At 42.6% G+C, this 21736-nt stretch carries 15 protein-coding genes, 1 tRNA gene and 1 pseudogene; 10 read left to right on the top strand and 7 right to left on the bottom strand.

Translation table 11 applies throughout. The features are described 5' to 3' along the window. The first annotated feature begins 1105 nt into the window (after positions 1-1105). Complete coding sequence (locus V7K85_RS00665; RefSeq protein ID WP_334810739.1) at positions 1106-2776, top strand: MBL fold metallo-hydrolase; 1671 nt, start codon at positions 1106-1108, stop codon at positions 2774-2776. 130 nt (positions 2777-2906) lie between these two features. Here the strand turns inward: V7K85_RS00665 and V7K85_RS00660 are convergent, their stop codons facing one another. The 7 genes from V7K85_RS00660 to V7K85_RS00630 all read right to left on the bottom strand — a co-directional run bounded on the left by V7K85_RS00660 (position 2907) and on the right by V7K85_RS00630 (position 8832). Beyond that, positions 2907-3218: a DUF6679 family protein gene (locus V7K85_RS00660; protein WP_086765716.1), complete on the bottom strand. Its 312-nt coding sequence runs from the start codon at positions 3216-3218 to the stop codon at positions 2907-2909. A gap of 630 nt (positions 3219-3848) precedes the next feature. Next, positions 3849-4067: a hypothetical protein gene (locus tag V7K85_RS00655; protein WP_334810738.1), complete on the bottom strand. Its 219-nt coding sequence runs from the start codon at positions 4065-4067 to the stop codon at positions 3849-3851. A gap of 237 nt (positions 4068-4304) precedes the next feature. Beyond that, on the bottom strand, positions 4305-5093 hold the full coding sequence (locus V7K85_RS00650) for a Nif3-like dinuclear metal center hexameric protein (RefSeq protein WP_334810737.1): 789 nt from the start codon (positions 5091-5093) through the stop codon (positions 4305-4307). Between the two features lie 207 nt (positions 5094-5300). Next, positions 5301-5714, bottom strand: a complete 414-nt coding sequence (locus V7K85_RS00645; RefSeq protein ID WP_334810736.1) for a secondary thiamine-phosphate synthase enzyme YjbQ — start codon at positions 5712-5714, stop codon at positions 5301-5303. Between the two features lie 218 nt (positions 5715-5932). Beyond that, complete coding sequence (locus tag V7K85_RS00640) at positions 5933-7015, bottom strand: glycosyl transferase (protein WP_334810735.1); 1083 nt, start codon at positions 7013-7015, stop codon at positions 5933-5935. 150 nt (positions 7016-7165) lie between these two features. Further along, positions 7166-7456: a hypothetical protein gene (locus V7K85_RS00635; RefSeq protein WP_334810734.1), complete on the bottom strand. Its 291-nt coding sequence runs from the start codon at positions 7454-7456 to the stop codon at positions 7166-7168. Between the two features lie 182 nt (positions 7457-7638). Further along, a complete protein-coding gene (locus V7K85_RS00630; protein ID WP_334810733.1) occupies positions 7639-8832 on the bottom strand; it encodes an aminotransferase class V-fold PLP-dependent enzyme in 1194 nt (397 codons plus the stop codon). A gap of 225 nt (positions 8833-9057) precedes the next feature. Here V7K85_RS00630 and V7K85_RS00625 point away from each other — a divergent pair, with 225 nt between their 5' ends. The 9 genes and pseudogenes from V7K85_RS00625 to V7K85_RS00585 all read left to right on the top strand — a co-directional run bounded on the left by V7K85_RS00625 (position 9058) and on the right by V7K85_RS00585 (position 21524). Continuing rightward, complete coding sequence (locus tag V7K85_RS00625) at positions 9058-10521, top strand: TM0106 family RecB-like putative nuclease (RefSeq protein ID WP_334810732.1); 1464 nt, start codon at positions 9058-9060, stop codon at positions 10519-10521. Between the two features lie 143 nt (positions 10522-10664). Beyond that, positions 10665-11849 (top strand): esterase-like activity of phytase family protein, encoded by a 1185-nt coding sequence (locus tag V7K85_RS00620; protein ID WP_334810731.1) that lies wholly within the window; start codon positions 10665-10667, stop codon positions 11847-11849. A 325-nt stretch (positions 11850-12174) separates the two neighbouring features. Beyond that, positions 12175-13797, top strand: coding sequence for a serine/threonine protein kinase (locus V7K85_RS00615; RefSeq protein ID WP_334810730.1), 1623 nt, complete (start codon positions 12175-12177; stop codon positions 13795-13797). Between the two features lie 95 nt (positions 13798-13892). Further along, positions 13893-15419 carry a serine/threonine protein kinase gene (locus tag V7K85_RS00610; RefSeq protein ID WP_334810729.1) on the top strand — a complete coding sequence of 509 codons (1527 nt, stop codon included), beginning with the start codon at positions 13893-13895 and terminating at the stop codon, positions 15417-15419. A 118-nt stretch (positions 15420-15537) separates the two neighbouring features. Continuing rightward, positions 15538-15611, top strand: a tRNA-Asp gene (locus V7K85_RS00605). A 155-nt stretch (positions 15612-15766) separates the two neighbouring features. Continuing rightward, positions 15767-17212 carry a glutamate--tRNA ligase gene (gltX, locus tag V7K85_RS00600; RefSeq protein WP_334810728.1) on the top strand — a complete coding sequence of 482 codons (1446 nt, stop codon included), beginning with the start codon at positions 15767-15769 and terminating at the stop codon, positions 17210-17212. Between the two features lie 255 nt (positions 17213-17467). Next, positions 17468-17968, top strand: a complete 501-nt coding sequence (locus tag V7K85_RS00595) for a hypothetical protein (RefSeq protein ID WP_334810727.1) — start codon at positions 17468-17470, stop codon at positions 17966-17968. A 286-nt stretch (positions 17969-18254) separates the two neighbouring features. Beyond that, entirely contained in the window at positions 18255-20141 is a 1887-nt protein-coding gene (gene ftsH2 / locus V7K85_RS00590; protein WP_334810740.1) for an ATP-dependent zinc metalloprotease FtsH2, read from the top strand. A 123-nt stretch (positions 20142-20264) separates the two neighbouring features. Beyond that, a pseudogene (locus V7K85_RS00585) lies at positions 20265-21524 on the top strand (ADP-ribosylglycohydrolase family protein). Positions 21525-21736 lie beyond the last annotated feature (212 nt).

The raw sequence follows: 21736 nt of genomic DNA, 5'->3' as shown, positions 1-21736 counted from the left end.
TTAGATGCAGCCAAAGAACTGCGAGAAGATTTGATTCAATACGCGGCTGATACTAAAGACAATACGGTGAGTAATACCTTTGTCCAGTTGTTGCGGACAAGATAATTTGTAATTCGTAATTCGTAATGGGCTACGCCCCGCTACGCTAACGTAATTCGTAATTTAAGAGGGGAGTAGGGGAGTTCAATGGCGGTTATAAACCGCGTCTACACAGACAAAACCTACCTCCGTGAGTTATAAAAAGCTTTATTTTTCATTAGCGTCCGCAAGTGTGGCTCTTGTTTGTGTAGCCGCAAATTCCATTCTCCCTGGCTCTAAGTGCGTAGGCGTAGCCCGCCGTAGGCATCGCTTTCATGGCTATGATCGGGTGAGGAACTCTAAACTTTCGGAGCTAGCTGGAATGTTGAATAACTAGGAGTTGATCTGAAGAATGCCTAACATGTCCTTTTTCGCTTGAGCAGATTCTAGATGAGGATTTTTACGGGCTGTAGAGGATTGCTCCTTGTCATATTGGTTTACATCTAGATGGATAGACAGGTGAACCGAAAAGTTCTACAATCTGACTGATTGCGGTAAATTTACCTATTGCCCAATCCCCGTAAGCATAGTAAAGATTTTCCAGCGATTACGTTTGATTGCGGAAGCACTAAATTAATATAGGAAAGTCTTTAAGTAAAGGGTAGTAAACAAATGGATGTAAAGCTGATTCTAGCTGGATTAACAGTTATATTTACGCTTTCGTGCTTATTTTTTGGCACGAAAAATGGATTCTATGATTCAGATAACTATCACGGCAATGGCTCCGCACATTGAGATAATTCTGTAAACACTTGGGCGACTTCCCATAGGGTGAGTTGGCTAAGAGCGCTCAGAACTTGTAAAGGGATAAACAAAAGCCAAACTCTTTTAGTTTGATGGCTTATCGTTAGCCCACCTTTCCGAACCAGTGCGGGTTCGGTGGAGGCGTCCTCCCCAATCAAAAATCCGTATTCTCAGGGTGTAGGGGCGCACGGTAAAACTTACCCCTAAGTCACAAAACCAAAATTTGTGTAACTTTTGGCTTTTGGGATATGTCCATGATGATCAGCTTTGAGGGGAGGAGAGCATGAGGGATAATCTGTCGGCATCCTCTCGCGTAGATGCTGGGGAAGGGGGTAGTGAATTAGAATGTTTGCCCTATAGTGTCCAGCATGACGATGAGGGCGTGTGTTTATTGGTAAAAATGGGCCCACACCGCATCCTGTTGGACTGTGGTTTGGAGGATATTTCGTCGCTGGAGAAGGGGCTTACTAAGTCGGGACGTGGAGCAAGCTCGTCTTTACCAGCAGATTTAGTTTTGATTAGTCACGCCCACCCAGATCACGCCAGAGGCTTACTGGCACTGCATCAAGCTTTTCCAAAGTTACCTATTTATGGCAGTGAGGTGACCAGCAAGTTACTGCCGCTGAATTGGCTAGACAAAGAAAGAGAGGAAATTTCCCAATTTTGTCATGCCTTGCCATTGCGATCGCCTGTGGAATTCAAAGACGGTCTGGTGGCAGAATTATTTCCTGCGGGGCATCTACCAGGGGCAGTGGCAATTCTGCTTACCTACACCACCCAGCAGCGTACTTACAAGCTACTGTATACAGGGGACTTTTTCCTGTCAAACTCCCGCCTAGTAGAAGGTTTACGTTTAGAGGAATTGCGAGGATTAGACTTAGATGTGCTAATCATTGAAGGCAGTTATGGCACATCCCGTCATCCTCATCGCCGCAACCAAGAAAATCAACTAGCAGAGCGAATTAATCGGGCGATCGCTGACCATTGTTCTGTAATCCTTCCCACCCCGGCTTTAGGATTGGGTCAAGAACTATTAATGCTCTTACGGTCTCATCACCATTTCACCGGACGAGATTTAGATATCTGGGTAGATGGTGCTGTCGCCACTGGGTGTGATGCGTACCTAGAACTGCTACCCCACCTTCCCCCATCCGTGCAGAACTTCGCCCGCCATCAACCCTTGTTTTGGGATGAACGGGTGCGTCCTCGCGTGCGTCGTTTACAACCAGAACATCGTCCCACTGTGGGTAAGTCACCTTGTATTGTCCTTACCGACTCTACAGATGATTTAGGTAAGCACTGCCAACTAGACACTGGCCCTTGGCTGATCCTTCTACCAGAAAAAATTGATATAAAAGTTAATAAAGAATATTTAGCACCCACCACTGTCGAAACCTATCTCCTGGCTCAACATAGTGATGGCCCTGGTACTACGCAACTAATTCATAATTTGCGACCCCAGCACGTCATTTTTGTCCACGGTTCTCCTGCCTACTTGGCAGATCTGACTAGCTTAGAGGAGTTGCAAAACCGCTACCATGTACATTCTCCGGGGGCTAGCACTTTAGTAGAACTACTGATCGGCGATACATTTTTACAACCAGCAGCACCAGAAACTAACTATGAAGGCGAACTCACAGAGTTAGGAACAATAATCACAATCACCTTATCCGATGTGATTACTGCTGATCCGCGTTGGCGGCAATTTGCCGATACTGGTTTAATCGAAGCTCGTTGGCAAGGGGAAGAACTAGTCTTAAGGGGATTGTCTCAACGAGAACTACTCAACCAAAATAGCGATCGCTATACATGGACAGATGTAGACTGTTGCGGTACTTGCCGACATCAAAGGGGGCAGCGGTGTTGGAATCCAGCTTCCCCGTTGTATAACTTTAAGGTAACTCTAGAAGGTTACTGTCCTGCTTTTGAAGGTTTATCTAGTCCTGAGTCCTGAGTGCTGAGTTAGGATTTATTACTCAGCACTCGGCGAGAAGTCCGAGCGGCGGCTTCCCTTGACTCTGAGCGGAGGCTGACTCCAAACAGAAGTTCGGTGGCCGATCTCAACTTCGGTGACTCAGCACTAATTATTCTGGATTCGAGTCAGTGTAACGGTTGCGGATGCGCTCAGCTTCGGGACAATCTTCAGTCATCAAAGGTTCCACATTGCCGCGTGGTACTGAAGCCAATTTTTGCGTTACAGCACCAATGCTCTCGAGGCGAACCATTTCTTCCCAAGAACAAACTTCGTCCTCTTCTTCGGTTTCATAGCGTAGGGTCACTAAATCTCCCTCTATGTCGATGATGCGGGCGCGTTCAATCCAGCGTTGCTGGTCCCGCAAGAAAACACATACCTCGCGCCCATCGCAACACAGTTGATAAATCTTGCGGTGTAGCATGTACTGTTTCTGCCTTTTTAAACAACGTAGTTAAACCTGTAAAAATCTGGGTTCTACCCCATTACATTACACCTTTAAGAGGTTAATTTCACGGTTCAGAACTAGTACGCTTCAGAACCCAATCCCAACATTTGCTTGTAGTTGTCACAATATCGGGAAATGTTGGGTCATCAATCGATCATTGCTGTACCAATGAACTCAATCTCCCTTCGGGTCATTCTAGGGAATGTCTGCTTCATAAAAGTCAAACAATTCGGGAGCTGTCCTAACCAGGTTCATATTTGCTGGTGAGTCCTTCCTCGCATTATGTAATAAAGAATACTCCAAAACAATCGTTGATTGCGGTTGTTTAACTTGCCTACTTTTACTCATTGGCATTGCTGGGAAGTCGGGGGACTTGGCTTTACTTTTAACCCATGTGTATCTGATCTTAACTCATTCTCTTGCTGACCTTGATGGTTTTCAACAACAAGACCCAAAGAGTTTTGAGTTTTTAAGGTTTTTACCTGCTCATGACTAAGAAAAAGGCAACGAAATAGGGGGAAGAAGCTCCAGAGGCAAAGGAGATGGGGGGCAGAGGGGAAAGAGCATGAAAAAATTCCTCTCTGTCCTCCATCTTTTGTGGGAATATCAGCAAGATTTATACGGTACGGGAAATTCCATAAGCACGTTCGACAAGGACGCTTCTCGTTTAATTTGGCCTGCGCGAACTGCATTGTATAGGGCTGCCAGGGCTGACAAATCCTGTTCTTTCCAGCATTTACTGGCCAACACTTGATGGAGTAAACCCTCAGATTCAACACTAAGATATCCAGTTTGGAAGGCAGATTCAACAAGTGTGAGAATCATCTTAATTAGGGCAGAGTAAACAATTTATAACCTCAAGTGTGGAACATTTTCCTCTACCACTAATTGATATGGAACATTAATATTATGTGATTATCATTACAGCCAATTAGTGATTTGCATCACCAGAATGGGTGACAATATGAGCTTTAGGTGCATTTATTTATCAGTATATTTTGAGATTATTTGTAATATTTTTACTATTATTAATGAGAAAGTACCTGATTTAACAATAAGCAATCAAGCAAAAAACTGGCGGAAATCTTCATCCTTTTGACTTAATTGCACCCAGTCTAGGTTTAAAGACTGGAATTTTTGCACCAAGCGCTCGCAAGCCGGACGTTCGGTAGCGTAATGTCCGGCATCGATTAAAATTAGACTGCAATCGCGGCTTTCTTGAAACTGATGAAACTTACAATCAGAAGTCAGATAAGCTGTCGCACCGGTTTTGGCGACGGCTGAAATGAAACTAGCCCCTGAACCACCCAAAACGGCAACTCGTGAAATTGTTTGCTGTAAATCAGCAGTTGGGGAAAAAATCAAATTAGGGGAAGCAAGTCGGGTTTGAATAGCTGCGAGTAACTCCTGTAATGTCATAAATGGCTCTAACAAACCAACACGACCATATCCTAATCCTGCTTGTGTAGGTACTATGGGAGTAACTTCTTTAAGTTCTAAAATCTGAGCTAAAACGTCAGCAGTACCATCCTGCACTTGGTCGAAATTCGTGTGAGCAGTGTAAATACCAATATTGTGGCTAAAAGCTAACCGTACCATTTCTGCGATCGCTTCACCAGTGCGTAAAGATTTGGGAGGAGTAAAAATTAAAGGATGATGGGCAAAAATCAGATTAGCATTTAGAGCGATCGCTTCCTGCATTACTGCTAAAGTCGGTGTCAAACACACCAAAACCCGTGTTTTTTCGTGCAAAACTCCTGGTTCAATCTGCCAGCCACAATTATCCCAGCTTTCACACCAAGCGGGATTTGCCCATGCTTCAAACCAAGTAATTAAATCAGCAATTTTCATAATTATTTTCTTCAGCAATTTTTAATTGCTAATCAGTGTCTTTGTGGTTGAATATTTAATTTTAATGCTAATTGCTGGCGCATTTCTTGGAAAGGTTTGTTCCATACAGTAGCTCCATCTGTGTACCAGCCCAATAAAGGCAAAGTAGAAACAGGGTATTTAAACTCTACAAAGCTACACTTTAAATAAATGAAAACTGAGAACTCTCTATCCAGAAATATGGACAATCAATTCTCTTAAATGACTGCGCTGGCGGTGTTCCCAAATATAAATTCCCTGCCAAGTTCCCAGCACCAAATGACCTCGATTAATGGGGATATGCTCAGAAGTTTGGGTGAGTGCAGTCCGAATGTGTGCCGGCATATCATCGGGGCCTTCTGCATCGTGGATGTATTTTCCCGATTCTGGCACAAGTTTTGCCATAAAATTAGCTAAATCCACAAGCACATCGGGATCGGCATTTTCTTGGATGACTAAACTGGCTGAAGTATGGCGCAAAAATATAGTACAAAGACCAGTTTCCACTCCCGACTCTGCAACTGTGGCTTCAATTTTGGCGGTGATGTTGTAAAAAGATTTGCCAGTGGTGGAAATTTTTAGTAACTTTTGGTAGTGAGTCATCTGTAATTTGATTGATTATTGACTAATAACCGTTAATTTTTTAGTTTAGATGATTTGCCTCACCATATAACTAAAGTTTATAGCGGTTCTCGTTTGGATGCAATACGCGCTTTGGGCGCACATCTATGCGTCCCTACTGTATTTTACGTAATTAAAAACAGCTATAACCTGATCATAGGAAAGCTAGCAGGCTATGAGACGCTATTAGTTAAGTAAAGTTAATTACTGCGAAAATAGTTGATAATAGCATGAGCGATCGCTTCATTACCATCCTTAGCAATTGGTTCATATTGCTTTGGTGGTTGAGGTAACTCACACAGAAAATCCCAAGTCCCTTGAAAAAACTCAGATGGGGTGATGATTTGATGCTGGTTATAATTAGTTATTCCTTCTAGTATAAAAGTGGCTTCAGCAAAATCCTCACGCGGCATGGTAACAATAGGTACTCCTAGTAGTGTGGCTTCAGAAAAAGTGCTGTAACCAGGTTTAGAAACGACTCGTCCACAAATAGGCATAAAATCTACAGGGCGGTATTTGCGGTCATCAATTTTCACTAAATTAGGTAAATCGGGAGCAGATTGATCAAAGACGATGAATTGCCAATCTGGAAATCGCCGCAGGTTATCATAGGGGATTTGCTGTAAACCCAAGCCGCCAAAGGTCAACAAAATAGTTTTTTCAACTGGTGCAGTTATTCCCCAAAGAGAACGTAAATCATCAGCAGAATAACGGGGGGAACCGCCTGTTAAGCCGACATCTGTGATATTGTTAAAAGCTTGCATCGGTTCATGGAAAGGTAGACGAAACAGGCGATCGCACTTTGAGTACCAATCACTAATCCAATCTGCAACTGCTATAAATTCACCTCCCCAATCTCGGTAGATTAAGTCCCAGCCAAAGTTACTCATCATCCAGCAGGGAATGTTTGCAGCTTTGGCAAACCCAGGAGCCAGGAATGGAATATCTGCCAAGATGAGATTAACGCGATTTTGGCGGATAAAATTGCCTTCTGAGGCAATCAGCGAATTTCGATGCTTCTTAATATCCAGCAACTTTTCTAAAGTCGCTACTTTATCCATTGTCAAACTATCCGTTTGCACTACACCCAAATCAAATGCACGGGGACGATAGATAAAATCGCCTTCTATATAGCACTCTAGCAACCAGCGTGGGGCAGTACTCACCAGAATTAGCAGAACTTCTGGACATAATTTTTGAATTGTCGCAGCTACAGAAGCCGTACGGGTAGCATGACCAAAACCGTGGTTAGTTATGGCTATATATAAGATTGGGCGATCCATTTTAAAGTTAGGAGTTAGGAGTTAGGAGTTAAAATCATAGGGGTACATGGGATACGGGAAACTCCCTCACGATTAAATGTAAGTGACGGAGCGATATCACAGCGTTATTCTAGAATTGGAAAGAATTTAATTTCAAAATACAACTGAGAGTTATTGAAGAAATCTCAGTGGGGCATCGGCTCGTTCAAACCCTATCCATCCGTCTGATTCATAAAACTTTACATCCTCAAAACGTTCCTTATTTAGATAACGAATAAGTTCTTCATTGCTACGATTTCTAACAGCTTCTAAATCAGGATAGCCTTTGGTGTGAAAGGTGTATAGATGTTTGCCTGGATAGTTGTGTCTTTCAGTTTCAACTATCGAAGGTTTATATCCTTGATTTTTAGAGGAAGAAGTAAAAAGGATATAATGTGTAGCAATATTTTCTGTTTTAGTCATAAAAAGCACCTAATTTTTATAGTACAAAATATAGTACATAGACTGCTATTTTGTCAATGTGGTATTTTATAATCCGAAAAAACCCCTAGCTTGTTAGGGGCTTTTTTTGGCTATTGGTCATCGGACATTAGACATTCAACATAGTCAAAATTCCTATCCTGGTAACTTATAACTCCTAATTTTTAACTAATTTTGCAAAAACTTTGAATCGCCTCAATCAATTGGTCAATTTCCGATTCTAAAGTAAAGTAATGGACGCTGGCGCGTATACAGGTAGGATCGGCAATTGTCCGAGTTAATATCCTTTGTGAGTCTAAAAACTGCACCAACTTCAAATGAGCTTGGGGCTGATTATTTGCAAGTTGGAACGAGACTATACCGCTTTCCGGTGGGGAAGTTCGCAAACATTTAATATCAGGTAACGCCGTCAATTGTCGCCAGAGGTACTCACTGTTTTGGCAAATTTGCTCGTAACGTTCCTGTGACGTTCCCCATTGCTGATGGATTGCGATCGCCTCCCGTAACCCAACATACAACGGATAAGCTAATGTAGACACTTCATATCGTCGCCCATCTGGAAGCCAATCTACAGGCTGAGATTGACTATCTACAACAATGCCATTCAAGCCAATAAACGTAGGTTTTAGGCTTTCTCGTGCTTCTGGCCGAACATACAAACCACCAGCACCCGCAGGGCCACATAACCATTTGTGACCAGTGAAAGCATAAAAATCTACTCCCAATTCAGTCAAGTTTAAAGGCAACAAGCCAGCAGATTGAGCAGCATCTATCAATAGTAAAGAATGATTATTTCTGCATACTTCGGCAATTTTATCAAGAGGTAAAACTTGACCAGTATTCCAGAAAACATGACTTAATATCACAAGACGGGTATTAGGGCGCAAGTGCTGGGCAATAACTTTTACGGGGTCGCCCTCATTTAAAGTCGCTTTCAGAGGACAGGTAGTAACTTCCACAGCGAATCTCCGCGCGATTTCCTGGGCTGTGGCAATCACACCTGGATGTTCGCAGTCTGAGAGCAGCATATGGTCGCCAGCTTGCCACTCAATACCCCACATGGCGATATTACAGCCAACAGTGACATTCTGAGTCAGGGTAATTGTTTGACTTGGTGCATGTAACTCCGAAGCGATCGCTTCTCTTGCAGCTTGAGTCTGTGGCGCTATCCAGCCATACGCCTCATTGCCAAAGGGGCCTATGTGCTGAACATAAGCTTGAGTTTCGGTCATAGCATCCATTGCCCTTTGGGGCATCGGTCCTTGTCCGCCGTAATTGAAATAAGTCTTATTCGCTAAAGCGGGAAATTGCTCTCGATGGCTATGCAACCTGGTTTGTGCGACAGAAGTACTGGTCATACCAATTTTAGATTTTAGATTTTGGGCTTTCCTGCGGAACGCTACGCGTAGCTTGCTTCCCCGGAGGGGTACGGCTACGCTCAGTCGAACGATTTTGGATTAGTCAAAAGTCATTAATCATTGATCATTAATTTTTCATCTCCCTGATCTCTCTCGTCTCCCCCACTCCATTATTAATTGTCTGAGTTACTCCCAGAGGGTGCTAATTCTTGTTAACTTAAAAGGATGCTAATTAATGCTGAACTCCTACTGCAATACCAACGTTGTAAGCGCCGGCCTTTTCTAGATATCCACGGTGACAAAAGTCAGCGCGATGATGCCAATGAGTTGCTGCGAAAACTACAACAGGACAAAATCGCCCATCAGCTGAGTTTTCTAGCACATCTGACCTATCACCAACCAGATTATCCATACGGAAACTGGGAAAGGGGAGAGGCGGCAACTTTGGAATTGATGCAGCGTGGGGTGGACTACATTTATAAAGGAGTACTGTTAGCAAATTATTCTGAAGGATACACCCTACTGAGTCGGCCAAATTTACTCGTCAAACAGCCAGGACAGTCCCGTTTTGGAGACTGGATGTACGTCCCGGCTAGTATTGAACTGGGTAAGCGCCCTAAGCAAGAATATCAAGTTGTCGCCGCATTTCATGCCCAAGTGTTGGCAACAGTGCAGGGAGTTGTACCAGAAATAGCTTGGCTTTTATTACGGCGAACCAATGACAGAAGTTATGCGGTGGATCTGTTTAAATGGATGCCACGGATGCAGCAGATTCTGGAGGAGTTTATTCAAGTTTTAGAGTTACCGAATCCGCCAGAGGTGTTTATTTCTCGGCAAAAGTGCAATCTTTGCCATTGGTATAGTCAATGTTATGCCGTTGCTCAATCTGAAAAACATCTCTCACTGTTACCAGGCGTAACACCGATTCGCTACACTCAACTCCAAGCCCTAGCCATCACCACACTGGAATCTCTGTCCAACACTAGTCCCACTAACCTAGAAAACCTGCTTGGTTTCGACAGTGAAGTAGCGCCCAAGCTAGTAGTGCAAGCTCAATCTGCACTGGAAAGACGACCCCTAATCTTACCCTACCCGCTACCAATAGAAGATATTACATTCACAGCACCCATAGAGCTTTACTTTGATATTGAGGCACAACCAGACTTAGATTTGAATTATCTTTTGGGGGTTTTGGTTGTTGATAGACTTGCCAACACAGAACAGTTTTATTCGTTTTTAGCAGATAAACCAGAAGACGAAGAATTAGTTTGGCAGCAATTTTTGGATTTGGTTTGGCAATATCCCGAAGCGCCAATTTATCATTTTTGTGTCTACGAGTTTGATACAGTCAAACGGTTGGCAAAGCTTTACAACACTCCCTACGCCTCAGTGCGTCCTGTACTGAATCGTTTTGTCGATATATATGAACAATTAACCCAAAGTGTAGCATTGCCTGTAGAAAGCTATGCCCTGAAAGCGATCGCTCGTTGGTTAGGATTTGAGTGGCGGGAAAAAGAAGCTAGTGGTGCCAAATGTATTTACTGGTATGATCAGTGGCTAGAAACAGGCGATCGCACCTTACTAGAAATTATCCAAAGCTACAACGAAGATGATTGCCGCGCTACCCGCAGAGTGAAAGATTGGCTTGTCAACTTTTTTCAAGATGAATATGGTTTGCGACTAGCTTAAGTAATTACGGATTTTCTAAAGGTTTTTAATTGGTTGGAATACATGTTATTTGTAGTGGCGCACAGATGTGCAGCCCTAACGCATGTTGCATCCTTCAGCTTGATATATTATTTGTAATTTTCACACTTTCACTAAAGTTTTCTATGCAGCTAACTAAAAAAATCTTCACAATCCCACAAATTATTTACTTCCTTTTCGCGATTCTAATTATCATTTTTTTATTTACAAATTTATTTACAAATCCTGTTGAAGTCAGTAGCATAGAGTTTATCGGTGAAGCCACTTTACCAAAAGGTTTAATCTTTAACAAAGCTGAAATTGGAGGTTTATCTGGAATTACCTATGATCCAAAAAGTAACCTTTATTATGCTATTTCCGATGACCGGGGACAAAAAGCTAATGCCCATTTCTACACCATGAAAATCGATTTAAGCAAAGGTTATCTACAAAAGGGTGGAGTTTTTCCTGTCAGTGTGACCACATTATTAAATGAAAATAGTCAAACATTCCGTCCTGGTGAAACTGATACAGAAGGTATTGCGTTAACTAATAAAGCAAGTGTGTTTATTTCTTCTGAAGGCGATGCTGGAAAATTAATTAATCCTTTTATTAAAGAGTTCTCACTATCTTCTGGCAGAGAAATTAAAACACTTCCCATACCAAACAAATTTTTACCAGATAAAAGTAGTAAAAAAGGTATCCGCAACAATTTGGCTTTTGAAAGCCTCACGATCACACCCGATAAAAAGCATCTATTCACGGCCACCGAAAATGCTCTAATTCAAGATGGCGTCGCAGCTAAACCTAACATCGGTAGTCCTTGCCGCATTTTGCAATACAACTTGCTTAACAACCAGCCAGAAAAGGAATTTCTTTACCAAACTGAACCAGTTTCCCCCTTTTTGAATCTGATTGGCAAATTCGCTAGTGGATTACCTGATTTACTTGCTCTCGATAATCAAGGACACTTCCTAAGTTTAGAACGGTCTTTTACTGGTTTAGGATTTGCTATTTCCCTCTTTCAGGTTTCTTTAGAAGGAGCTGATGATATTCATAAGATAGATAGCCTTTTAACAGTTGACTCCAAGAATATTAAACCAGTTCAGAAAAAAATGTTGTTAGATTTGAGAAAGCTAGATGTATTGCTAGACAACATCGAAGGCTTAACTCTTGGTTCTAAACTACCCGATGGACAACAATCATTAATTCTCGTCAGTGACAACAATTTCAACTCCCTGCAACGCACCCAAATACTAGCCTTTAAAATCAAAATTGAAACACCACTAATCAGATTATTGCGCCGTTTACTCGCGAATCTCAACCGTTAGCTGTACAGAGATGAAGGTGTGTAGGCGTAGCCCGTCGTAGACATCGCGCCTTTACTGCTATTACTTATTTATGATTATTCCTGTGTATTCACGGAATTTACTAGGCAACTTTATTTAGCCTATTTGTAGTTTCCGTGTAATTTCTCAACCGTATTCCTTAATAAATATGTTACACAATGTTTAGGAAGTTTTGCAGAGAGATTAACTATCATTACAGCAAATGATTGATTTCCGATAAATTATGATATTTTTTTAGATTTAAATTTAATAATTAGCTAGACTTATTAAAGTATTTTGCCAACAATATTTTTCATAAATGATTTTTATGCAAGAAAATAAAATTGATAATACGGTAGGGCAAAAAGCAGAGTTAGACGATTACATTGGACAATTTTTAAATAATCGCTATTTTATCAGAGATTTAATTGGCAAAGGGGGGATGGGTAGAGTTTATTTAGCAGAAGATACTGCTAAAGGTGGTATGCCGATCGCAATCAAAATTCTATCACTCAGTTTGGTGAACCAGCAAATGTCCCAACGCTTTGCCAGAGAGATTTTTATTGGCGCTCAATTGGGTCGCAAAAGTAAACATATTGTTCGCATCTTAAGTTATGGCGTTACTGAGGATAAAACTCCGTTTTATGTAATGGAATACCTCCAAGGAAAAAATCTCAAACAAATTCTCAGAATTCAGCCTTTAACAATATCGAAGTTTTTGGAGATTTGTAATCAAATTTGTTTAGGTTTACAATGTGCTCACCAAGGTATCAGCCTCAAAGGAGAGATTTATCCTATTGTTCACAGGGATATAAAACCAGAAAATATATTCATTAGTGAAGATAGTAAACAAGGAGAAATTGTTAAAATACTAGATTTTGGGATTGCCAAGTTTTTAACAGAGCGAAGTGGGATGACCCTGACAGATTCTTTTATTGGCAGTTTGCCTTACTGTTCTCCAGAACATATGGAAGGGCGCAAATTATTAGATGTCCGCTCTGATATTTACAGTTTGGGAGTACTAATGTTTGAGATGCTGACAGGAAAGCATCCATTTCAGACAAAAAGTAACTCCTTTGGTACTTGGTATCAAGCGCATCGCTTTCAAATGCCACCTACAGTTGAGGAAGTGAATCCGCAAGTCAAAATCCCGCAGATATTAGAAAAAATATTGATGAGTTGTTTAGCTAAAGAAGTAAGCGATCGCCCCCAAAATATCAACCAAATATTAAAAGATTTAGAAAAGGTTAATATTCAGCTTAATGATGTTATTCCTAGCAATAGCAGTGAGATTATTAAACTCTCGTGTCCGGTTCAATTAGTACCTGCAACTTTATTATCAGAAAAAGAGTGTTTGCAGAAAAATTGGCCGAAAAATAAACCAATTGCGCCAATTGGATTTTCCCATTTGCTACATACTACTCAAAAACCTATACCAACTTTTTGGGCAATGTTGCCCAAACAAGAGATGACAAACTTTTTGCATAAGATACATGGCACTGAATTTATTAGTCAAATGAATGTATATCCGATGCTATTATGGGTTACAGTCTTATACAATACCGAGCTTTCTCTGACTAAGTGGCTACCTTGTTTTTTGGATTTGAAAGATAAGAAAGGGCAGAAAATAGCGCGCATTTTAGCAGAAGTAGGCTACTATCATCTACTATTTTTTGCCTTAGAAGATCCAAATCGTTGCTCTCATGTAACAACTTTAAGCCTCACGGCTAACCAGCGCCAGCAACTTGTAAATTGCTTAGATATGAGTCAACAGTCAAATGAAATAGTTTTGCCTAATCAAGCTAAAAATCTTCTCCAAACAGAGTATGAAAAACTGAAATTAGATATCTTACGAAAGTTAACCATAGATCAAAAATCTGAGAAAGAAGGTTCAAAAAATTGGATGGCTAAATTTTTGGAGATTTTTTTAAAACTTTTATTACGTCATTGAAAGTCCGCTATCAAAATCCTTGCCGCCATTACCTAATGATATTCTTATGTGTGTATTGCTAACTTTAAATAGACTCAGCAGCAGAGGTAATCAAAGTGAATCAAAGCCCATTTACATCTCCAAGTAGTACGGGCTTGCTTGCCAATCGTTATCAACTCAAGCAATTAATTGGCAGCGGTGGCATGGGTGAAGTTTTTTTAGCAAATGATATTTTGTTAGGAGGTATACCAGTTGCGATCAAATTTTTGACTCAAACTGTTGTCGATACTAAGATGCAACAAGACTTTGCTCGTGAAGCTTTAATGAGTGCAGCTTTGAGTCAAAAGAGCTTACATATAGTGCGGGCGTATGATTATGGTGTGAATGAGAAAGGAAAACCATACTACGTTATGGAATATCTATGTGGCAAGAGTTTAAAAGATTTAATTCCGCTGCCTCTCCCCATGTTTTTGACTCTCTCCCGCCAAATTTGTTTAGGCTTACAGTGCGCCCATCAAGGCATTAACATTGATGGCAAAATTTGTCCATTAGTTCATAGAGATATCAAACCTGCCAATATATTAGTTATTCCCGATCCGATATTGGGTCAGTTAGTTAAAATTCTCGATTTTGGTATTGCTAGATTTTTAAATTATACATCAAAAGCTAGTACAAGTAGGGGATTTAATGGCACTTTACCCTACTGTTCTCCAGAACAGCTAGATGGGGAAAAATTAGATAGTCGCTCTGATATTTATAGCCTGGGTGTGATGATGTTTGAAATGCTCACAGGCAAAAAACCTTGGCAACCAGAAACTGATTACTTTGGTGCTTGGTATAAAGCTCATCACTTTGAACAACCAAAAGCGATCGCAGATCTTAAACCATCTCTGAAATTACCTCAGAAACTAAATAATTTAATCATGGCTTGTCTTGCTAAGAAAGCAAGCGATCGCCCCCAAAATATCGCTCAAATTTTGCAAGTATTAAACAGTTTTGAACAGTCCCATTGTCCCAGTTATCCTCCAACTTTAGCTCCTAGTTCCATCCTTAATCATCCCTTAAATTCGGAATTATCAATTACAGTTGAACAAAGCTGTAGGCAACTTTTATGGCCGAAAAATAAACCAATTCAAGAAATTGTTTTTCCCCAGCTTCTAGACACTGCACAAGGACTTATGACAGCACTATGGTTGATGTTGTCTAAACAAGAAATCAAAAACTATGCCCTTTCTACTCGTTACAACCAGTTTATCTTCATAACATCCCCTCACCCAATGCTGTTGTGGGTAACTGTACTCTACAATCGGCAATTAGCTCCTAAGTGGCTACCCTGCTACCTAGATATGCAAAATCCCCAAAATTGCAGGCTGGTAAGTTTCTTGGCTGAAAATGAACGCTATCCTTTGATTTTCTTTCCCCTAGAAGCACCACATTCCTGCACCAGCGTTCTCAGCAGTCGCATCGAGCCAACTCAGCGACAAATGTTGAAAACTTGGGTGGAACAGAGTCAGAGTCTACCACCCGCTTCTCAACCCCAGCTGAGCAAACAGCTATTAAAACAGCAGTATAAACAAGTGCAATCCCGGATATTGCAGCATCTGGAATCACAGCCACAGGTTGTATTGTCAGGGTCTATTTAACGAAAAATTTCCCCCAAGGAGCGATCGCTCCCTGAGGAGACGGGCAAAAATAATTCCCAACTCCCAAACACTTGACAAGTAGAAAATAAATAGCGATAATAGCAAAGTTGCCAAACAAGGGACTGTAGTTCAATTGGTTAGAGCACCGCCCTGTCACGGCGGAAGTTGCGGGTTCGAGCCCCGTCAGTCCCGTTCTAAATTTATGAGTAGTAACTGCTGAGTCCTGATTAATATAGAAATTGGGCATTGCTTATTTGGCGGCTTCTCAGTCTGCATTTCTTTGAATCAGCATTCAGGGTTTAAATATAAGCTACATTTATCAAGCTTTGCGAAAGAGAGAATTAACTGTGACTGTCAGAGTCCGAATTGCGCCGAGTCCAACCGGAAATTTACATATTGGTACAGCTAGAACGGCTGTATTTAACTGGTTATTTGCCCGCCACCACGGTGGGAAGTTCATCCTGCGAATAGAAGACACAGACCTAGAGCGATCGCGTCCCGAATACACCGAGAATATTCTTGAAGGGCTGCGCTGGCTGGGACTGAACTGGGATGAAGGGCCATTTTTTCAATCTCAACGTCTGGATCTTTATAAAGAAGCAGTACAAAAACTGCTAGATCAAAGATTAGCCTATCGCTGCTACACCACTTCCGAAGAACTAGAGGCGCTAAGAGAAGCCCAAAAAGCTAGAGGTGAAGCTCCTCGCTATGACAACCGTCACCGTAACCTCACGCCAGAACAACGCGCCGCATTTGAAGCAGAAGGTCGCTCCTCTGTGATTCGCTTCAAAATCGAAGATGGGCGGGAAATTGTCTGGAATGACCTAGTAAGGGGAAAGATGTCTTGGCGAGGTAGCGATTTAGGTGGTGATATGGTCATCGCCCGCGCCTCAGAAGAGGGTAGCGGTCAACCTTTATACAACTTTGTAGTTGTAGTGGATGACATCGAGATGCAAATCACCCATGTTATCCGGGGAGAAGACCACATCGCTAATACTGCCAAGCAAATTCTGCTGTATGAAGCAATGGGTGCAAAAATTCCAGAGTTTGCCCACACGCCGCTGATTTTGAACATGGAAGGGCGCAAGCTTTCTAAGCGAGATGGCGTCACTTCCATTTCTGAATTTCACAAAATGGGCTTTACTGCTGAAGGCTTGGTGAATTACATGACATTGCTGGGTTGGTCGCCACCAGATTCAACTCAAGAAATATTTACTTTAGAAACAGCAGCCAAGGAGTTTGGCTTTGAGCGTGTAAATAAAGCAGGTGCAAAGTTTGACTGGGCAAAGCTGGATTGGTTGAACAGTCAGTATATCCACAATACGCCAGTAGATAAACTCACAAATTTACTCATACCCTATTGGGAAGCAGCTGGGTATAAATTTGATGGTGGAAGAGAACGCCCCTGGTTAGAGCAACTAGTAACTTTAATTAGCCAAAGCTTGACTCGTTTAGTAGATGCAGTAGCTCAAAGCCGACTGTTTTTTAGCGACACAGTTGAATTTAGCGAAGAAGGCAGTACACAACTGAAGCAAGAAGGTTCTACTGCTGTGCTTGAGGCGATTGTCACAGCTTTAGAAAATCAGCCGCAACTATCGGAAGCCGCCGCCCAGGACATTATTAAACAAGTGGTGAAAGAGCAAAAAGTCAAAAAAGGCTTGGTAATGCGATCGCTCCGAGCAGCCTTAACTGGAGATGTTCATGGCCCCGATCTGATCCAATCTTGGTTACTACTAAATCAGATTGGTTTAGATAAGTCGCGTTTGAGTCGGGCAATCACAGAAGCTAATTAGCGATTACTTCCAGATTTTAGAAATATTTTAGATTTTAGGGGCGCACAAACGTGCGCCCCTATCCATAAGGTAGAGCAACTATAGGAACAAGAAATCATTAACTAAGTAGGTGGGTGGAGGAAAACCCACCTACTTAATTACTAATGAATTATCCCGAATTTAAAATCTAAAATAGGTAGTCAATTCTCCTCACGTTGGGAACTTGGTGTGTAAAATTCATGTCTTCAAAAACACTTAGAAGCGAACGTAATTACAATGCCGACTAAAGCGCTCAATAGAGGGATGAGATTATCGTTCATGATAGTTACGCTCTTCATCACATCGACAGTTAATACTGTGACTGATTCTCAGGAAGCGCCAACGATATTTGGAGATGTCACCATTGGCCCCCAGTTTTCGCCAGACCCCCTGACAGTTCGCGGGATGAGTGGTGGTTCAATATCTGGGAGTCAAGTAGCCGCCAGGAGCGAAACAGCCACTGGTCCTTGTACTGGATTTGTTGATGAAACACCAGACCACACATTAGCGCTAACAAGTAAATTTGACTACTTGAAGCTGGAAGTGCAAAGTCCTGAAGACACCACCATGATTATCAAGGGACCCGGTGGTACTTGGTGCAATGACGATTTTGATGGCAAAAATGCCGGCATGATTGGTGAATGGCTGGCTGGAACTTACCAAATTTGGGTTGGTTCCTACGAAAATGGCAAGTATCTCCCTTACACTCTACAAATTACAGAGAAGTTAAGTAAATAAGGGGTTTGATTGAAGAGACACAAAGACGAGAGAAAATTTCTTGGCGTCTTTCCCTTCTTTGCGCTCCCTTTTCTCGTGCGATATTGTATTAAAATTAAGTTAACTTTGATTAAGATTCTTGTTGGCATCGCCATAATGCCCTAATCGCTTTATGGCAGTGCATGTAGGAGATCAAATTAAACAAAATGGATTTATAAACATCCGTTTAACAGCTTAAAGTGACAGAGTGATAAACATTCGGTTGCTAAAGCTGATGAGTTGTATAGGCATCTAGAGGCAAATTATGATGAAATTCTCTTGGAAAGTCCTAGTACTCTGGACATTGCCGGCTTTGGTAATTGGCTTTTTCTTCTGGCAAGGGGCCTTTGCAGGCGCTCCTGCCGACATGAGTAAGAATGCAGCCAATACCCGCATGACCTATGGTCGCTTTCTAGAATACTTGGATGGCGATCGCGTCACCAGTGTGGATCTGTACGAAGGCGGTAGGACAGCAATTATAGAAGCCCGCGATCCAGACATCGAAAATCGCGTCCAAAGGTGGCGGGTGGATTTACCTGTTAACGCTCCTGAGTTAATTAGCAAGCTCAAAGAAAAAGATATTAGTTTTGATGCTCACCCCATGCGGAATGATGGCGCAATTTGGGGATTGTTGGGCAATCTCGTGTTTCCAGTTTTATTGATTACTGGGCTGTTCTTTTTGTTCCGGCGTTCTAGCAACCTCCCCGGTGGGCCAGGTCAAGCGATGAACTTCGGCAAATCCAAAGCGCGTTTCCAAATGGAGGCGAAAACCGGGGTCAAATTTGACGACGTAGCCGGGATCGAAGAAGCTAAGGAAGAACTGCAAGAAGTCGTCACCTTCCTCAAACAGCCAGAAAGATTTACCGCTGTAGGCGCACGGATTCCCAAGGGAGTGCTATTAGTTGGGCCTCCTGGAACTGGTAAAACTTTACTAGCAAAAGCGATCGCTGGCGAAGCAGGCGTACCTTTCTTCAGTATTTCTGGTTCGGAATTCGTGGAAATGTTCGTTGGTGTGGGTGCATCCCGCGTCCGCGATTTGTTCAAGAAAGCCAAAGATAATGCCCCTTGTATCATCTTCATTGATGAAATAGATGCTGTTGGACGCCAACGGGGTGCTGGTATCGGTGGCGGTAACGACGAGAGAGAGCAAACCCTCAACCAATTGCTCACCGAAATGGATGGGTTTGAAGGTAATACAGGCATTATTATTATTGCTGCCACCAACCGTCCCGACGTACTAGACTCAGCCTTGTTGCGTCCCGGTCGCTTTGACCGACAAGTAACAGTCGATGCACCCGATATTAAAGGGCGTTTGGAAATCTTGCAAGTCCATGCACGCAACAAGAAACTAGACACTAGCGTATCTTTGGATGCGATCGCTCGCCGCACTCCTGGATTCACTGGTGCTGATTTAGCCAACTTACTCAACGAAGCGGCAATTCTCACCGCTAGAAGACGCAAAGAAGCGATCACCCTCCGCGAAGTTGATGATGCGGTGGATCGGGTAGTTGCGGGGATGGAAGGTACTCCTTTGGTGGATAGCAAGAGCAAGCGCTTAATTGCATACCACGAAATTGGACACGCTTTGGTTGGGACTTTGTTAAAAGACCATGACCCAGTGCAGAAAGTCACCCTGATTCCACGGGGACAAGCACAGGGTTTAACTTGGTTTACTCCCGACGAAGAACAGGGGTTAATTTCTCGTTCTCAGTTGAAAGCTAGAATTACTGGTGCTTTGGGTGGTCGCGCCGCCGAAGAGGTGATTTTTGGCCCTGCTGAAGTCACAACTGGCGCTGGTGGTGACTTGCAGCAGTTATCAGGAATGGCACGGCAAATGGTGACTCGGTTCGGGATGTCCGACTTAGGGCCACTGTCGTTGGAAAGCCAACAGGGAGAAGTATTTTTGGGTCGTGACTGGACAACTCGATCTGAGTATTCCGAATCCATCGCTTCCCGCATTGATGGACAAGTGCGAGCGATCGTGGAAGAATGCTACGAAAACTCGAAGAAGATTATCCGTGACCATCGCACTGTCACCGATCGCTTAGTCGATCTGCTCATCGAAAAAGAAACCATTGACGGCGAAGAATTCCGCCAGATTGTGGCTGAGTACGCTGAAGTCCCTGAAAAGCAACAGTACGTACCCCAACTGTAAGCTTTTAAGGAAAATCTTGAGCTATTGCTCAATTTCAATGGGGATAGTTAACACTATCCCTATTATTTTATGTAGATTTTGTAATACAATTACACTACATAGTTTTTAGCCCAGGGGTGAATTATGCCAACAACAAAAGATACTCGCCTCCTTTGCGCTCAACACTCCCTTGAAGGTCTCTCAGTGAGTGATGCTTTTGGAGAGCGATTTTTTCTCCATCCAGATGTGGCAGAAAGTTTGATAGTCGCCCGTGCCATCCCAGCATCACCTTGGTACTATACCGACGACACCCAAATGGCGCTTTCGATTGTGACAATTCTTCAAGAATATGGGGAAATTAACCAAGACAGTTTGGCAGAAAGCTTTGCGAAACAATACGACAGCTAACGGGGTTATGGTGCAGCAATGCACGGGCTGCTAACGCGGATACGGGATGGCGAACCCTGGCAGAAGGTGGCGAGTAGTCTGTTTGGCGGACAGGGTTCCTATGGAAATGGAGCGGCAATGCGGGTTGCACCCATAGGGGCGTTCTTCGCTGATGATCTGGATTTGGTTGTCAGTCAAGCTCGTTCTAGTGCCGAGGTAACTCACACCCATCCCGAAGCGAGCGCTGGTGCAATTGCCGTAGCAGTTGCTGCTGCTTGGGCAGCGAGATTACAAGGTTCTACACCCAGTAGAAAAGAGTTTCTTAACCTTGTCTTACCTTATGTTCCAGAAAGTGAGGTAAGTTCAAAAATCCGCCGTGCTTATGAATTGTCGGAGAGAACACCAGTACAATCAGCAGCTACTATGCTGGGAAATGGCATTCATATCTCAGCACAAGATACAGTCCCCTTTGCACTATGGTGTGCTGCCCAGCACCTTGATAACTACGAAGAAGCACTGTGGTTAACTGTAAGTGGCTTGGGAGATAGAGATACTACTTGTGCGATCACAGGTGGTATTGTGGCGATATCTACAGGTGTGGAAGGTATTCCTACGGCATGGCTGCAAGCACGAGAACCTTTGCCCAAGAGTGATAGAGAAACAATCACACTCTTCCGTCCTACTGGGCCAAAAGAACTGGCTTTGATTAAGGAAAGTGGCGATCGCGAATTTCCTCCTCGACTACCTGAACAGCCTATTTTCTACCCAGTACTTAACGAAGAATACGCCGCACAAATTGCCCGTAACTGGAATGCAGCAAGTACTGATACAGGATACGTTGGCTATATTACACGTTTTCAGGTGCGTGCAGAGTTTTTAAATCGCTACTCCGTAAAAACTGTAGGCGGTTCCATACATCAGGAATATTGGATACCTGCGGAAGATTTACCTGAGTTCAACCGCAATATCGTTGGTTTGATCGAAGTAATATCAGAATTTCGCCAATCACCAACTTGAAAATCCGAAATTTGCAGCATTGGTACGTTGTTCACCAGAACAATATGATATTACCAGCCCTGTCGTAACTATTGTGGAAGCTAAAAATGAGAGTATTAAATCTGCTTTAGGACAATGCGTGCGATTCGTTGATTAGTAAATCACGGTAACCAGTCCGTAAATAGCTAATCCAGCCCGACAGCAGATTACTGTCACTAAAGGCTGAACTCTCG

Source organism: Nostoc sp., from assembly GCF_036917615.1.
Taxonomy (GTDB): Bacteria; Cyanobacteriota; Cyanobacteriia; order Cyanobacteriales; family Nostocaceae; genus Nostoc.
The sequence above is the reverse complement of the archived record's forward strand: the minus strand, read 5'-3'. Positions and strand labels throughout refer to the sequence as shown.

Bases quoted from the DNA above. Each gene is read 5' to 3' on its own strand.
- V7K85_RS00665 (WP_334810739.1), top strand. From the start codon at position 1,106: ATGAGGGATAATCTGTCGGCATCCTCTCGCGTAGATGCTGGGGAAGGG.
- V7K85_RS00660 (WP_086765716.1), bottom strand. From the start codon at position 3,218: ATGCTACACCGCAAGATTTATCAACTGTGTTGCGATGGGCGCGAGGTA.
- V7K85_RS00655 (WP_334810738.1), bottom strand. From the start codon at position 4,067: ATGATTCTCACACTTGTTGAATCTGCCTTCCAAACTGGATATCTTAGT.
- V7K85_RS00650 (WP_334810737.1), bottom strand. From the start codon at position 5,093: ATGAAAATTGCTGATTTAATTACTTGGTTTGAAGCATGGGCAAATCCC.
- V7K85_RS00645 (WP_334810736.1), bottom strand. From the start codon at position 5,714: ATGACTCACTACCAAAAGTTACTAAAAATTTCCACCACTGGCAAATCT.
- V7K85_RS00640 (WP_334810735.1), bottom strand. From the start codon at position 7,015: ATGGATCGCCCAATCTTATATATAGCCATAACTAACCACGGTTTTGGT.
- V7K85_RS00635 (WP_334810734.1), bottom strand. From the start codon at position 7,456: ATGACTAAAACAGAAAATATTGCTACACATTATATCCTTTTTACTTCT.
- V7K85_RS00630 (WP_334810733.1), bottom strand. From the start codon at position 8,832: ATGACCAGTACTTCTGTCGCACAAACCAGGTTGCATAGCCATCGAGAG.
- V7K85_RS00625 (WP_334810732.1), top strand. From the start codon at position 9,058: ATGCTAATTAATGCTGAACTCCTACTGCAATACCAACGTTGTAAGCGC.
- V7K85_RS00620 (WP_334810731.1), top strand. From the start codon at position 10,665: ATGCAGCTAACTAAAAAAATCTTCACAATCCCACAAATTATTTACTTC.
- V7K85_RS00615 (WP_334810730.1), top strand. From the start codon at position 12,175: ATGCAAGAAAATAAAATTGATAATACGGTAGGGCAAAAAGCAGAGTTA.
- V7K85_RS00595 (WP_334810727.1), top strand. From the start codon at position 17,468: ATGCCGACTAAAGCGCTCAATAGAGGGATGAGATTATCGTTCATGATA.
- ftsH2 (WP_334810740.1), top strand. From the start codon at position 18,255: ATGAAATTCTCTTGGAAAGTCCTAGTACTCTGGACATTGCCGGCTTTG.